Annotated in this window: 14 protein-coding genes; 7 read left to right on the top strand and 7 right to left on the bottom strand. The window is 67.3% G+C overall.

Features of this window, described 5'->3' with window-relative positions; genetic code table 11:
- Positions 1-35 precede the first annotated feature (35 nt).
- A complete protein-coding gene (locus tag BN2156_RS21500) occupies positions 36-2,189 on the top strand; it encodes an elongation factor G-like protein EF-G2 (RefSeq protein WP_090516934.1) in 2,154 nt (717 codons plus the stop codon).
- Here the strand turns inward: BN2156_RS21500 and BN2156_RS21495 are convergent.
- Positions 2,138-3,457, bottom strand: coding sequence for a cytochrome P450 (locus BN2156_RS21495; RefSeq protein WP_090516933.1), 1,320 nt, complete (start codon positions 3,455-3,457; stop codon positions 2,138-2,140). The two genes, BN2156_RS21500 and BN2156_RS21495, sit on opposite strands and share 52 nt — an antisense overlap.
- A gap of 1 nt (position 3,458) precedes the next feature.
- Positions 3,459-4,019, bottom strand: coding sequence for a carboxymuconolactone decarboxylase family protein (locus tag BN2156_RS21490; RefSeq protein WP_090516932.1), 561 nt, complete (start codon positions 4,017-4,019; stop codon positions 3,459-3,461).
- A 105-nt stretch (positions 4,020-4,124) separates the two neighbouring features.
- On the opposite strand from BN2156_RS21490, the gene BN2156_RS21485 reads away from it, so the two are divergent.
- From BN2156_RS21485 to BN2156_RS21475, 3 genes are all read left to right on the top strand, one after another.
- Entirely contained in the window at positions 4,125-4,691 is a 567-nt protein-coding gene (locus BN2156_RS21485; RefSeq protein WP_090516931.1) for a TetR/AcrR family transcriptional regulator, read from the top strand.
- Positions 4,692-4,732: 41 nt separating this feature from the next.
- On the top strand, positions 4,733-5,449 hold the full coding sequence (locus BN2156_RS21480; protein ID WP_090516930.1) for an SDR family NAD(P)-dependent oxidoreductase: 717 nt from the start codon (positions 4,733-4,735) through the stop codon (positions 5,447-5,449).
- A gap of 246 nt (positions 5,450-5,695) precedes the next feature.
- On the top strand, positions 5,696-6,847 hold the full coding sequence (locus BN2156_RS21475) for an MCE family protein (RefSeq protein ID WP_162490941.1): 1,152 nt from the start codon (positions 5,696-5,698) through the stop codon (positions 6,845-6,847).
- Positions 6,848-6,849: 2 nt separating this feature from the next.
- Here BN2156_RS21475 and BN2156_RS21470 read toward each other — a convergent pair whose 3' ends face one another.
- The 4 genes from BN2156_RS21470 to BN2156_RS21455 form a co-directional block, all read right to left on the bottom strand.
- Positions 6,850-7,515: a DUF5642 family protein gene (locus BN2156_RS21470; protein WP_090516928.1), complete on the bottom strand. Its 666-nt coding sequence runs from the start codon at positions 7,513-7,515 to the stop codon at positions 6,850-6,852.
- 45 nt (positions 7,516-7,560) lie between these two features.
- A complete protein-coding gene (locus BN2156_RS21465) occupies positions 7,561-8,463 on the bottom strand; it encodes a DMT family transporter (protein WP_090516927.1) in 903 nt (300 codons plus the stop codon).
- A gap of 103 nt (positions 8,464-8,566) precedes the next feature.
- Entirely contained in the window at positions 8,567-8,854 is a 288-nt protein-coding gene (locus tag BN2156_RS21460) for a hypothetical protein (RefSeq protein WP_077739572.1), read from the bottom strand.
- Positions 8,855-8,972: 118 nt separating this feature from the next.
- The gene (locus tag BN2156_RS21455; RefSeq protein ID WP_090516926.1) at positions 8,973-9,665 is read right to left on the bottom strand and encodes a histidine phosphatase family protein; all 693 of its coding nucleotides are present in this window, start codon (positions 9,663-9,665) and stop codon (positions 8,973-8,975) included.
- A 29-nt stretch (positions 9,666-9,694) separates the two neighbouring features.
- Here BN2156_RS21455 and BN2156_RS21450 point away from each other — a divergent pair, with 29 nt between their 5' ends.
- Both BN2156_RS21450 and BN2156_RS21445 read left to right on the top strand, forming a co-directional pair.
- Positions 9,695-10,354, top strand: coding sequence for an O-methyltransferase (locus tag BN2156_RS21450; protein ID WP_090516925.1), 660 nt, complete (start codon positions 9,695-9,697; stop codon positions 10,352-10,354).
- 27 nt (positions 10,355-10,381) lie between these two features.
- Positions 10,382-11,200, top strand: coding sequence for a DUF2127 domain-containing protein (locus tag BN2156_RS21445; RefSeq protein WP_090516924.1), 819 nt, complete (start codon positions 10,382-10,384; stop codon positions 11,198-11,200).
- Here BN2156_RS21445 and BN2156_RS21440 read toward each other — a convergent pair.
- Positions 11,133-11,975, bottom strand: a complete 843-nt coding sequence (locus BN2156_RS21440; protein ID WP_210436687.1) for an AraC family transcriptional regulator — start codon at positions 11,973-11,975, stop codon at positions 11,133-11,135. The two genes, BN2156_RS21445 and BN2156_RS21440, sit on opposite strands and share 68 nt — an antisense overlap.
- A gap of 37 nt (positions 11,976-12,012) precedes the next feature.
- On the opposite strand from BN2156_RS21440, the gene BN2156_RS21435 reads away from it, so the two are divergent.
- Positions 12,013-13,275 (top strand): amidohydrolase family protein, encoded by a 1,263-nt coding sequence (locus BN2156_RS21435; protein ID WP_090517552.1) that lies wholly within the window; start codon positions 12,013-12,015, stop codon positions 13,273-13,275.
- Positions 13,276-13,350: the final 75 nt, after the last annotated feature.

Below are 13,350 nucleotides of genomic sequence, written 5' to 3'. Positions count from 1 at the left end.
GGAATGGTGGAGAACAGGGGACCAGGAGGAATGCCATGGCGGACAAGTCACACTCGGCCGGCAACGGGGCTGTTCCCACCGCGGACAGTCCCACCGCCATTCGCAACGTGGTGCTCGTCGGCCCGTCGGGCGCAGGCAAGACCACGCTCGTGGAGGCCCTCCTGGTTGCCGCCGGGGTGTTGACCCGAGCGGGCTCGGTGGTCGACGGGTCGACGGTCTGCGATTTCGACGACGCCGAGATCAGCCAGCAACGCTCGGTCGGCTTGGCGCTGGCCCCGTTGCAGCACAACGGGATCAAAGTCAACCTGATCGACACTCCCGGGTACGCCGATTTCGTCGGGGAGTTGCGGGCCGGGCTGCGGGCCGCCGACTGTGCGCTGTTCGTCATCGCGGCCAACGAAGACGTCGACGAGCCGACGAAGGCGTTGTGGCAGGAATGCGCAGCGGTGGGGATGCCGCGCGCCGTCGTCATCACCAAGCTCGACCACGCCCGGGCCAACTATGCCAATGCGCTGGCCGGCGCCCAGTTGGCCTTCGGCGACAAGGTGGCGCCGCTGTATTTTCCCGCCGGCGACGGCGTCATCGGGCTGCTGACTCGCACGCACTACTGCTACAGCGACGGCGTCCGCACCACCCGCCCGCCCGACGGCTCGTATGACGAGCAGATCGACGAACTGCGCGGCTCCCTGATCGAGGGGATCATCGAGGAGTCCGAGGACGAGACGCTGATGGAGCGCTATCTCGGTGGCGAGGAGATCGACGAATCGGTGTTGATCGCCGACCTGGAGAAGGCGGTGGCCCGCGGCTCGTTCTTCCCGGTGATCCCGGTGTGCAGCGGATCGGGGGTGGGCACGCTGGAACTGCTGGAGGTCGCCACCCGCGGCTTCCCGTCACCGCCGGAACACCGTCTGCCCGAGGTGTTCACCGCCGGCGGCGCCGGCCGCAAGCCGATGGACTGCGATCCGTCCGGCCCGCTGCTGGCCGAGGTGGTGAAGACGACGTCGGATCCCTATGTCGGCAGGGTCAGCCTGGTCCGGGTGTTCTCCGGCACCATCAGGCCCGACGCCACCGTGCATGTGTCGGGCCATTTTTCTGCGTTCAACGACGCGGTGGCGGCCGAGGGATCGCACGGCCACGCCGACCACGACGAGGACGAGCGCATCGGCACCCTGTCCTTCCCGCTGGGCAAGCAGCAGCGCCCGGCTCCGTCGGTGGTGGCCGGCGACATCTGCGCGATCGGCCGGCTCAGCCGCGCCGAGACCGGCGACACGCTCAGCGACAAGTCCGATCCGCTGGTACTGCGGCCATGGACGATGCCCGACCCGCTGCTGCCGATCGCGGTGCAGCCCCGCGCCAAGACCGACGAGGACAAGCTCTCGGTCGGGCTGCAACGGCTGGCCGCCGAGGACCCCACCCTGCGCATCGAACAGAATCCGGAAACCCACCAGATCGTGCTGTGGTGCATGGGCGAGGCGCATGCCGGCGTGGTGCTCGACGCGCTGTCACGGCGCTACGGCGTTTCGGTGGACACCGTGGAGCTGCGGGTGCCGCTGCGGGAGACGCTCGGCGGCAAGGCGAAAGGACACGGCCGGCACGTCAAACAGTCCGGCGGCCACGGCCAGTACGCGGTCTGCGATATCGAGGTCGAGCCGCTACCGGAGGGCAGCGGATTCGAGTTCGTCGACAAGGTGGTCGGCGGGGCCGTACCGCGCCAGTTCATCCCTAGCGTCGAGAAGGGCGTGCGGGCCCAGATGGAGAAGGGCGTCGGCTCGGAGGTCGGGTATCCCGTCGTCGACATCCGGGTGACGCTGGTCGACGGCAAGGCGCACAGCGTCGACTCATCGGATTTCGCGTTCCAGATGGCGGGCGGGCTGGCCCTGCGTGAGGCGGCCGCGGCGGCGGGGGTGAACCTGCTGGAGCCGATCGACGACGTGACCGTGGTGGTGCCCGACGATCTGGTGGGCGCGGTGATGAGCGATCTGGCCGGCCGGCGCGGCCGGGTGCTGGGCACCGACAAGGCCGACGACGACCGGACGCTGGTGAAGGCCGAGATTCCCGAGGTCGAGCTGACCCGCTATGCGATCGACCTGCGGTCCCTCTCGCACGGAGCCGGGGCGTTCACCCGCGGGTTCGCCCGTTATGAGCCGATGCCCGAATCGGCCGCGGCACGGGTGCGCAAGGCGGTGTGATCGACCGTCAGTTCCAGGTGCAGTTCGGTCAGACCACGCAAGATGTACGTCGGAACGTATTCGAACCTGCGGTCGCCTTCGGGGCCGTGTTCGGCTTCTGACAGCCGGATCTGTGTGGTGCGGGCCAGGATTCGCTCCAGGCACACCCGGGCCTCGGCCCGGGCCAGCGGCGCACCTGGGCAGGAGTGCACGCCGCGACCGAAGGCGATGTGCCTGCGGGCATTGGGCCGGTGGACGTCGAAGGTGTCTGGGTTCTCGAACTGGCGCGGGTCCCGGTTGGCCGCACCGTTGCACACCATCAGCGTGGCCCCGGCCGGCACCTCCACCTCACCGATCGTGGTCGCGCTCCGCGCCAGCCGGAAGTCGCCCTTGATGGGACTCTCCCACCGCAACGCCTCCTCGATGAAGTTCGGGATCCGGGCGGGTTCGGCACGCAGCAGATCCTGCAGATCCTGGCGCTCGGCAAGCAGTTTGAGCGCCGAACTCAGCAGCCGCACCGTGGTTTCCTGACCGGCCAGATAGAGGTTGGCGGCCAGCCGCACGACGTCGATGACTTCCGGGGTCGAGCCGTCGGGGAACTTCGCGGCGGCCATCTCCGTGAGGGTGTCCTGCCGCGGGTTCTCCCGACGATCGGCGATGTAGGCCGAGAACTTCTCGTAGAGATAGGCCAGCGGGTTCTGTTCCACGGCCTCCTCGGCGGTGCTGCCGATGCCGGCCTGATCGTGCCCGCCCATCCGGGCGGCGAACTCGGCGCGGTCGTCCTCGGGGACACCGAGCAGGTCGGCGATCACCAGAAGCGTGAACGGACCGGCGAAGCCGATGAACTCGCCACCACCGCGGGCCAGGTAGGGCTCGAGCGTCTGGTCGGCCAGCCGCCACATGAAGTCCTCGTTCTGCTTGAGGCGCTTCGGCGTGATCAGGCCCATCAACAGCGCGCGGTGCCGGCCGTGGGTGGGCGGGTCGAACGTGGTGATCTGGTCGCTCATCGGCAATTCATCGCGATGGCGGTCGATGAGTTCGCTGACCTCCTCGTCGGAGCGCCCTTCCAGCGCGACCGGAAATCCGGGGAACGGTCCGGTCACCGAGGTGGCCGAGGAGAACGTCTCGGCATTGCCGAACACCGCGACGGCCTCGTCGTAGCCGGTCACCATCACCACGTTCTGATGCGGTTCCCGCAGCACCGGGCATCGCCCACGCAGCCCGGCCAGGAACGGATACGGGTCGGGCACGAGGCTCTCGTCGCGGAAAAAGTCCTGGATACCGGTCATCTCAGCTCCCCATCGAGGCGTAGAACTCGTCGGTGCCCGCGCCGTCCTCGAGCGGGACGTCGAAGGTGTTCAGGGCGAAGGCCAACGTGCTGTAACCACCGAAGGTGAACATCAGGTCCATCCGCTGCCGGTCGTCGAGACGCTGCCCCAGGCGTTCCCAGGTCGGTGCCGAGATCCGCGACCCGGCATGCAACTCGTCGACCGCATCGAGCACGGCCTGGTCGGATTCGTCTGCCGTCACGCCACTTTGGGCCGCCTCGACGTCGGCCTCGGTGAGCCCGACCTGCAGGGCCATCGCGCTGTGATGTCCCCACTCATAGACGCAGCCGTGGTGGAACGCGGTCCGCAGGATGACGAGTTCGCGGATCCGCTCGGGCAGCGTGGACCCTTTCTGCAGGTAGGTGTTGAACGGGAGGAACGCCCCGGCCAGTGCCGGGTGGCGCACGAGCGTGGACAGCGCGTTGCCCGCCTTGTCGGGTCGGCGGCGCTCCGGCGGCACCGTGGAGGCCAGCGCCTCGCGCACCTGATCGTCCCAATCCTCTGCCGGCAACGGCGTCAGCATCCGCACAGTCCTTCCAACATGTCGATCTGCTTTACGATCGACTAGTAGCGTACTTTACGATCGTAAAGTAGATCGACTAAGAATGCACTCGGAAGGGAGAGCCGAATGGACGGCGCGGACGGCGCAGGGGCAACCCGTGAGCGACTCGTCGAAGCCGCCGTCCGGCTGATCACCCGGCACGGCTTCGCCGGCACATCGCTGCAGATGATCGCCGACGAACTGGGGTTCACCAAGGCCGCGATCTACTACCACTTCCGCACCCGCGAACAGCTGTTGAGCGCGGTGGTCGAGCCGTTCCTGACCCGGTTGCAGACCGTCATCGAGGCAGCCGAGCGACAGCGCAGCGCAGCCGCCCGCGCCGATCAGATGGTGCGCGGCTACGCCGAACTTGCGGTCGCAAACCGCGCCCTGGTGTCCGTTCTGGCCAGCGATCCCAGCGTGAACGAGGCGCTGCGGAACCGCCCGGTTTGGGACGGCGTCATCAACCGGCAGATGGCCCTGCTGGCCGACGTAGATCCCGGACCGGCCGGGACGGTCAAGGCCGCCATGGTCTTCTCCGGCATCGCCGGCGGCGCGGGCGTGGCCGCTGCGGGCACCTCCGATGAGGAGCTCTGCCGTTACCTGGTTGACGCGGCGCGCCGCACACTCGGCCTGCGCGCTCCCCGGCGCTGACGAAAACGATTGACCACCAACGAATTACCGAAAGGAACACCATGTCCGCCCCGCAACAGAAAACAGCGCTGGTGACCGGAGGCGCGTCCGGAATCGGCAAGGCGATCGCCGACCGCCTGGCCGCCGACGGATATCGGGTGGCCACCCTGGACCTGAACGCCACCGACGACCCGCACTCGTACGCCGCCGACGTCACCGACCGGTCGCAGGTCGACGCCGTCTTCAAGGCGGTGCGTGAGCAGTTGGGCCCCGTCACGATCCTGGTCAACTCGGCCGGTCTGAGCGATTTCACGCCGTTCACCGAGCTCACCTTCGAGCGGTGGCAGAAGGTCATCGACGTCAACCTCAACGGCGTCTTCCACGTCGTGCAGGCAGCGCTACCCGACATGATCGAGGCCGGCTGGGGCCGGATCGTCAACATCTCCTCGTCCAGCACGCACTCCGGCGTGCCGTACATGTGCGACTACGTCGCCGCCAAGTCCGGCGTCAACGGACTGACCAAGTCGCTGGCGCTGGAGTTCGGTCCGGCCGGCATCACGGTCAATGCCGTACCACCGGGCTTCATCGACACCCCGATGCTGCGCGCCGCCGAATCCCGCGGGGAACTCGGCGACATCCGCAACACCATCGAGGCCACCCCGGTACGTCGAATGGGTAAACCCGAGGACATTGCTGCCACGTGTTCGTTTCTCATTTCCGAGGAAGCCGGTTACATCACGGGCCAAATCGTGGGCGTGAACGGCGGTCGCAATACCTGATCAGCGCCTAGTCTGTGACGGGGGTCTCCCAGTGCCGGCGGATTTGATATTCGCCGCACCGGGGCGCCGGTAGTTGCACTTATCTCTAATTGTTTGGGACAGTTTGCAGACCCTTTTAGTTGCTGGCTGCGTCAATAATTCGGAGGTTTGCGCGTGGCCTCATCCACCGCGACACTGCGGGACCGCTTCGAACAGCGGTTCAAGCACTGGCGGTACGACCCGCCGTACAAGACCGCGTGCGCGGGCATGGTCATTCTGCTGGTCGCGGTTCTGGCGTTGACGTGGATGCAGTTCCGGGGCGTCTTCGAGGAGAAGACGCAGCTCACCGTGCTGTCCAACCGGTCGGGTCTGTCGATGGATCCGGGCTCGAAGGTCACTTTCAACGGGGTGCCGATCGGCCGGCTGACCGCCGTGAACGTCGCCGATGTCGACGGCGAGCAGCAGGCCGAGCTGACCCTGGACATCAAGCCCAAGTACCTCAAGCTGATCCCGGAGAACGTGACCGCCGAGCTGAAGGCCACCACGGTGTTCGGCAACAAGTACATCTCGTTCGTCGCTCCCGAGAACCCGTCGCCGCAACGGATCTCTCCGTCCACTCCGATCCGCGCGCAGGGTGTGACGACGGAATTCAACACCCTGTTCGAGACGATCACCGCGATCTCCGAGCAGATCGACCCGATCAAGCTCAACGAAACCCTGACGGCCACCGCCCAGGCGCTCGACGGCCTGGGCGACAAGTTCGGCCAGTCCATCGTCAACGGCAACGACATCCTGGCCGACCTGAACCCCCGGATGCCCGAGATCCGCCGCGACATCGCCGGACTGGCCGACCTGGGCGAGGTCTACGCCAACGCGGCTCCGGACCTGTTCGACGGCCTGACCAACGCCGTCACCACCGCCCGCACGCTGAACCAGCAGCGCGGCAATCTGGATCAGGCGCTGGTGGCTGCGGTCGGCTTCGGCAACACCGGCGGCGACATCTTCGAGCGCGGCGGCCCCTACTTCGTCCGGGGCAACCAGGACCTGCTTCCGGTCAGCGAGATGCTCGACCGCAACAGCCCGGCGCTGTACTGCATGATCCACAACTACGCCGAGGCCGCCCCGAAGTTCGCCCAGCAGACCCGCAACGGCTACGGCTTCGAGCTGCAGGACTTCCTCGTCGGTGCGCCCAACGCGTGGGTGTACCCGGACAACCTGCCCCGGGTGAACGCCAGGGGCGGGCCCGAGGGCCGGCCCGGCTGCTGGCAGCCGGTCACCAAGGACCTGTGGCCCGCGCCGTATCTGGTGATGGACATCGGTGCCTCGATCGCGCCGTACAACCACTTCGAACTCGGCCAGCCACTGGTGACCGAGTACGTGTGGGGCCGCCAGATCGGCGAGCACACGATCAATCCCTGACGTCAGCCATTGCGGACCTTGGTCACCTGTTCGGTGAACACGGTGTTGAGCATCTCGATGTCCGGCACGACGCTGCGGGCGCTCGATTCGCCGCCCACCGCGATGCACATGACGATGATGTCGCCGACCTGCGCGGTGTAGCCCTTGATCAGCATCTTCACCGTCTCGCCGCCACTACCCGCGGTGGACGTCATGTCGAAGCCCACCTGGGCGTCGGCCTGGCCGGCGGGTGGTTCCAGACGCTGCACGGTCGCCCTGGCTTTCACACCGTCCTTCTGGACGCTGAACGTCTGACACCGGCTCAGCCATTTCTCCGTCACGTCGACCAGTTCGGAGCCCGGCTCACGGCTCAGGGCGGCGACCACCCCCGGGGTGCCCTGCCGTTCGCTGACCATCGCTGCCACGCCGCTGGACAGCGCGGTCTTGTCCGAGGAGTCGCACTCCGCGGGGTCAGCGGCGCCCGTGCCGCCACCGCCCGACCCTTCGGCCATCTTCTGGCTGACGTCCTCGACGTGCCAACCAGCCGAAAAATCGCTGCCGGTGACCAACAGCCGGGTCAAGGAAGAGTCGACCGTCAACGTCGGTTCATCGGTGCACCCGGCCAACACCACCACCCCGGCGAGCAGGGCCCCAGCCAGTTTGCCGAGCTTTCGGAGGTTTCGCTGCATACCGGTACCGTAAGCGGGCCGCGGCGCCGCTCGGCGCACCAAATCTCAGCCGGGCCGGCCCATCTTGACCTCGAGTTCGGCCTCGAGCTTCTCCTCGTAGGCGCCCTCGTCACGCCCCAGGGCGATGGTGGCTGCGGCCATCGCGCCGACGGCCACCGACAGGGCCACCGGTTCCCAGCCGGTGATCGACAGGTGCTCGCCCAAGATGACCGAGCCGAGCACCACCGCCACCACGGGCTCGAGCACCAGCATGGTCGGCACCGACGTCTGCAACGATCCGGCGTGGAACGCCGACTGCTGCAGCAGCGTCGCCACCACCCCGAGCATCACGACCAGGTACAGGGCCGGCGTGGTCAGCGCGGTCAGCACACTGTTCTCGGTGATCGTGTGCATCACGATCTTGGTCAGCACCGCCACCACGCCGAACATCACGCCCACCGCGAGTGCCAGCAGCACCGCCCGGCGCCAGTTGGCGCTGCGCGTCGCGATGAGCACGCAGAGGGTGACGGCCACGGCGCACACCACAGCGACGGTGACGGTGGTGGTCACCGACACCGCATAAGTGCCGGTGGTGGCCCGGGCCAGCGCGACGAACACCGTCAGCGCCCCGGTCAGCAGCAGGGCCCAGGCCCATTCGGCGCGGCTGACCTTACGGTGGGCCAGCCGGGCGCTCAGCGGCAGCGCGAACAACAACGCCGACACCAGCACCGGCTGGACGAGCAGCAGCGAACCGAAGCCCAGCGCCAGCGCTTGGAATACGTACCCGGCCACCGCGGACGCGGTTCCGGCCCACCACAGCTTGCGCCGCAGCAGTGTGCGCAGCATGACCGTGCTGACGCCCTTCTCGGGCGGTACGTCCATGGTGGCGCGCTGTCGCACCACAATGCCGACAGCCGCGAAAATCGCTGCGCACAGGGCGAACAGCACCGCAAGTCCGTTGCCGAGCAAGCCTCGTCAACCCCTTTCGGGCCAGTGTGTCGGCCGCCTCTAGAGGGGAGAAGGCCAGTGCCCTCCAACCGTAGAGCGCCGACCGCCCTCGCGCTGCGCGGGGTTAGACGACCTGCAGATGCCGCTTCGGGGGCTCGTCGGAAGAGCCCGCGGGATCGGTCGGCGGGGCCGGAGCGATCTTGTCGTTGACGTTGGCCACCGCCAGGTCGACGCGGTTGACCGCGGTGTCGCACAGGTCGCGGACCCGGCCGCTGGCGGTCTCGACCTCATCGGCCGCGCTGCGCAGGTAGGCCCTGAGGTTGATCCGGAGGCGCTCACCGGCCCGGCGCGCCCGCAGCCGTACCCGGTCGTCGACCTCGACGGTCACGTATGGCAACAATCGAAACCTCATAGCCCCGCTCCCATCTGCGCTTGCCTTGGCACACAGTATCCGCGCCCGGCCGCGGTTCGAGCCAGACGTGACGGGCACCGCATTCCGGCAGTTTATGGCGGGCGGATCACATCGTCAGCTAGCTTCCGGCCCCGTCCCAGTCCGTCAGCGTCCAGCCGTCGGTCGGATTGCCCTTGACCACGACGTAGCCGGTGTTGTCGAGCGGGTGTTGCATCAGCAGTTGGGGATTGGGATTGCGGACGTTCATCTGGACCCACAACATGATCGCGGCGCCGTGCGAATACGCGACGGGATCGTCGTCGCCGCTGTCGTAGATCTGCTGAACTGCGCGAGCGAACCGGGCGTCGAACTCGTTGCCGTCGATCGAACCGGGGATCCGGGCGCCGCGGTCGCCACGCAGCCACTGCTCCGGCGCCGCAAAGTAGGTCTGCACTGCGCTCGCTTCGGGCTGTCCCTCATAGACGCCTGCCTCGACCTCGTGGAGGCCGGGCAACACTGCGATCGGCTCCCCCAGGGCATCAGCCATGGGCTGGGCGGTCTGCTGGGTCCTGACCATGGTCGAGGCGAAGATGCCGTCGTAATGATTGGGAGCCAGTCGCTGCGCGCTGGCGACGGCCTGGGTACGTCCCAGGTCGGTGAGCGAGGGGCCGGGCGTGGAGCTGTCGATGAGGCCTGAGGCGTTACCCGCCGACTGGGCATGGCGGACGAAGGTCAGGGTGATCGTGCGATAGCCGCCCGCCGTCGCCGGAGGCGCCAGCAGGGTTGCGACGACCAGCGCAACCACCGCGCACAGGGTTTGTAGCCGACCCATCCTCAGCCTCTCCGCGTAGTTTCATTAGCATGACTACCCTTAACGATGACAGGGTCGCACGGGCCCTGGACCGGATGTACACCGCCTCCGCCGAACAGTTCGCGAAACTTCGCGAGGACGGGTCCCGCAGGTTCGCGGATCTGTCGGAGGCCAGCGCGCAGGAGCGGGCCGATGCGCTCAGCGACATCTACATGCCGGTGACCCCCGAGGCCGGCCGCCTGTTGTACTCGCTGGTGCGCGCCACCCGGCCCGCGATCGTGGTCGAGTTCGGCATGTCGTTCGGCCTGTCGGCGCTGCATCTGGCATCGGCCGTGCGCGACAACGGAACCGGACGTGTCTTCACCACCGAGCTCAGCGCCACGAAGATCGCGGCGGCCAAGCAGACCTTCGCCGAGACCGGCCTCGACGACGTCATCACCGTGCTCGAAGGCGATGCGCTGGAGACGCTGAAGACCGTGACCGGTGACATCGGATTCGTCCTGCTCGACGGTTGGAAGGAGCTCTATCTGCCGGTGCTCGAGCTGCTGGAGCCCCAATTGACCACCGGCGCGCTCATCGTCGCGGACAACACGTCGATGGCCGATACCCAGCCGTACCTGGATCGGGTGCGCGAACCCGCGAACGGGTATGTGAGCGTGAACTTCCTGGCCCGCGACAGCGACAGCATGGAGCTCAGCTGCCGGGCCTAGGCCACGCCGCACCGCTACGGTGCTGACATGGTGGATTTCGCGCTGAGGTCCTGTGGCCTGCGCGGCCATGCGACGTTCGCCCCGGACGAGCCCGAGCTGCGCGACCGGTTGCGGGTCGACACCCCCGTTGGGGAAGCGTGGCGTTGCCTGCGGTGCGAGACGTTCGTCGTCGGCCCGCCGCGCGGTCACGGACCTGCCGACACCGCACCGGAGATCCCTCGGGGACGGCTGCTGCGCGACCGCACCTTGATGCGGCTGCTGGCCACCGAACGCGCGGTGCGCGGAGTCGTCTTCCTGCTGTTGGCCGCGGGTGTCCTCAAGGTCCGGGCGTCCCGCAGTGAGCTGCAGGACGCGTTCGAGAAGGACATTCCGCTGATGCGCCCGCTGGCGGACCAGATCGGTTGGAACATCGACGATTCCAAGATCGTGCGGCACATCGGCGAGGCCTTCACCCTGTCGTCGACCACCTTGCTGTGGATCGCCGTCGGGGTGGCGGCCTATGCGCTGATCGAGTTCACCGAGGCCGTCGGCCTGTGGCTGATGAAACGGTGGGGCGAGTACTTCGCGGTGATCGCCACCGGTGTCTTCCTGCCGCTGGAGATCTACGAACTGACCGAGAAGGTGACGGTCCTGCGGGTCGGTGCGCTGGCGATCAACCTCGCGGCGGTCATCTGGTTGCTCTGGAGCAAGCGGCTTTTCGGGATCAACGGCGGCGGCGAGGCCTACCGCTCCGAGCATCACACCGAGAGTCTGCTCAGCGTCGAGCGGGCCGGGTTGGCTACGCCTGATGCTCCTCACGCGAGCGGTTCCGGTACGCCGATGGCGTCTGACCACAGAACTGGCTGAAGCACCGGGTGAACGAGCTGAGGTTCTCGAACCCCACCGCTGTCGCGGTCGCCTGCACCGACTGATCGGGCCCGGCCAGCAATGCCATGGCCCGCAGCATCCGGGCATGCAGAAGGTATGTCCGCCAAGAGATCCCGATCGTCTCGGCGAACAGCCGGCGCAGCGTCCGCTCGGACACGGCCACCGCCCGGCTGACATCCTCGGCTGTCACCGAGGCTAGGTGCTCCTTGGTGTGGGCCAGCGCGGCAGCGACGATCGGATGATCGGTGGTCGGCAGGCTCAGCGGCGCTTCGTGATCGAGGGCTTCGACGACCAGGTTGGCCAGGGTCCGGAAGAACGTGTCGGATGTGTCATCGCCATGGGCGCGGTCGACCGGCCAGCGCAGCCCGTAGATCATCATCTCGCGGATCAGCGGGGAGACCGCGATGATCCTGGCCCGGTCCCCCGGATCGGCGATCATCTGCGCATCGAACATCACCGCGACGGTCTTGACGTCGGGGTTCATCACCGCCTGGTGCGCCAGTCCGGCCGGGATCCAGGCGGCCTGCTGCGGCGGCAGCAGATAGTGCGCGACGTCGGTCTCCACCTCGACCACTCCGTGCAAGGCGTATTCGATCTGGTGCACCTCGTGGGAGTGCCAGCCGGTGATCAGCCCGTCGCCCTCGTAGAGGTAGCTGCCGGCCAGCGCGTGACCGCCGCGGCGCAGCTCGATGACCGGCCGGGCAAGGTTGGCCGATTGAGTCAAACCTCTGTCCGAAAGTGCAGAGACGGTCACGCTGTCCGAGGGTACTACTTTGTTTATGAGCGAAGCGATGCGCCCTGACGACCTGATCCTCATCAGCATCGACGACCACGTCGTCGAGCCGCCCGACATGTTCCTGCGGCACGTTCCGGCCAAGTACAAGGAAGAGGCCCCCATCGTCGTCACCGACGACAAGGGCGTCGACCAGTGGATGTATCAGGGCCGCCCGCAGGGTGTTTCTGGGCTGAATGCCGTGGTGTCCTGGCCCGCCGAAGAGTGGGGACGGGACCCGGCCGGGTTCGCCGAGATGCGTCCCGGTGTCTACGACGTGCACGAGCGGGTCCGAGACATGGACCGCAACGGCATCCTGGCCTCGATGTGCTTCCCGACCTTCACCGGTTTCTCCGCACGCCACCTCAACATGCACCGAGAAGAGGCGACGCTGGTCATGGTGTCGGCCTACAACGACTGGCACATCGACGAGTGGGCCGGGTCGTACCCGGGCCGGTTCGTGCCGATCGCGATCCTGCCGACGTGGAACCCCGAGGCGATGTGCCGCGAGATCCGCCGGGTCGCCGCCAAGGGCTGCCGGGCCGTCACCATGCCGGAACTGCCGCACCTGGAAGGACTTCCGAGCTACTTCGACGAGGACTACTGGGGCCCGGTGTGGCGGACCCTGTCCGAGGAGAACGTGGTGATGTGCCTGCACATCGGGACGGGCTTCGGAGCGATCTCGATGGCCAAGGACGCCCCGATCGACAACCTGATCATCCTGGCCACCCAGGTCTCGGCGATGTGCGCCCAGGACCTGTTGTGGGGACCGGCCATGCGCAACTACCCCGATCTCAAGTTCGCCTTCTCCGAAGGCGGAATCGGTTGGATTCCCTTCTATCTGGACCGCAGCGACCGCCACTACACCAACCAGAAGTGGCTGCGCCGCGACTTCGGCGACAAGCTGCCTTCCGACGTGTTCCGCGAGCACTCACTGGCCTGCTACGTCACCGACAAGACCTCGCTGAAGCTGCGCCACGAGATCGGTATCGACATCATCGCCTGGGAGTGCGACTACCCGCACAGCGACTGCTTCTGGCCCGACGCGCCCGAGCAGGTGCTGGCCGAGCTGAATGCCGCCGGCGCAAGCGATTCCGACATCAACAAGATCACCTGGGAGAACTCGGCGCGGTTCTTCAGCTGGGATCCGTTCAAGCACACCGCACGCGATCAGGCCAACGTCGGCGCACTGCGCGCCAAGGCCACCGATGTCGACACCTCGATCCGCCCCCGTGCCGAGTGGGCGCGGCTCTACGAGCAGAAGCAGCTGACCAAGGCCTGATTCTGCCGGTCGCCGACAATTTGGTGCCGCGCACCTCTCGTTCCGTGGGTGACAATGTGATCACTCACGCGAACG

This window comes from Mycolicibacterium neworleansense, assembly GCF_001245615.1.
GTDB classification, from domain to species: Bacteria; Actinomycetota; Actinomycetes; order Mycobacteriales; family Mycobacteriaceae; genus Mycobacterium; species Mycobacterium neworleansense.
The sequence above is the reverse complement of the archived record's forward strand: the minus strand, read 5'-3'. Positions and strand labels throughout refer to the sequence as shown.

Bases quoted from the DNA above. Each gene is read 5' to 3' on its own strand.
- BN2156_RS21500 (WP_090516934.1), top strand. From the start codon at position 36: ATGGCGGACAAGTCACACTCGGCCGGCAACGGGGCTGTTCCCACCGCG.
- BN2156_RS21495 (WP_090516933.1), bottom strand. From the start codon at position 3,457: ATGACCGGTATCCAGGACTTTTTCCGCGACGAGAGCCTCGTGCCCGAC.
- BN2156_RS21490 (WP_090516932.1), bottom strand. From the start codon at position 4,019: ATGCTGACGCCGTTGCCGGCAGAGGATTGGGACGATCAGGTGCGCGAG.
- BN2156_RS21485 (WP_090516931.1), top strand. From the start codon at position 4,125: ATGGACGGCGCGGACGGCGCAGGGGCAACCCGTGAGCGACTCGTCGAA.
- BN2156_RS21480 (WP_090516930.1), top strand. From the start codon at position 4,733: ATGTCCGCCCCGCAACAGAAAACAGCGCTGGTGACCGGAGGCGCGTCC.
- BN2156_RS21475 (WP_162490941.1), top strand. From the start codon at position 5,696: ATGGTCATTCTGCTGGTCGCGGTTCTGGCGTTGACGTGGATGCAGTTC.
- BN2156_RS21470 (WP_090516928.1), bottom strand. From the start codon at position 7,515: ATGCAGCGAAACCTCCGAAAGCTCGGCAAACTGGCTGGGGCCCTGCTC.
- BN2156_RS21460 (WP_077739572.1), bottom strand. From the start codon at position 8,854: ATGAGGTTTCGATTGTTGCCATACGTGACCGTCGAGGTCGACGACCGG.
- BN2156_RS21455 (WP_090516926.1), bottom strand. From the start codon at position 9,665: ATGGGTCGGCTACAAACCCTGTGCGCGGTGGTTGCGCTGGTCGTCGCA.
- BN2156_RS21450 (WP_090516925.1), top strand. From the start codon at position 9,695: ATGACTACCCTTAACGATGACAGGGTCGCACGGGCCCTGGACCGGATG.
- BN2156_RS21445 (WP_090516924.1), top strand. From the start codon at position 10,382: ATGGTGGATTTCGCGCTGAGGTCCTGTGGCCTGCGCGGCCATGCGACG.
- BN2156_RS21435 (WP_090517552.1), top strand. From the start codon at position 12,013: ATGCGCCCTGACGACCTGATCCTCATCAGCATCGACGACCACGTCGTC.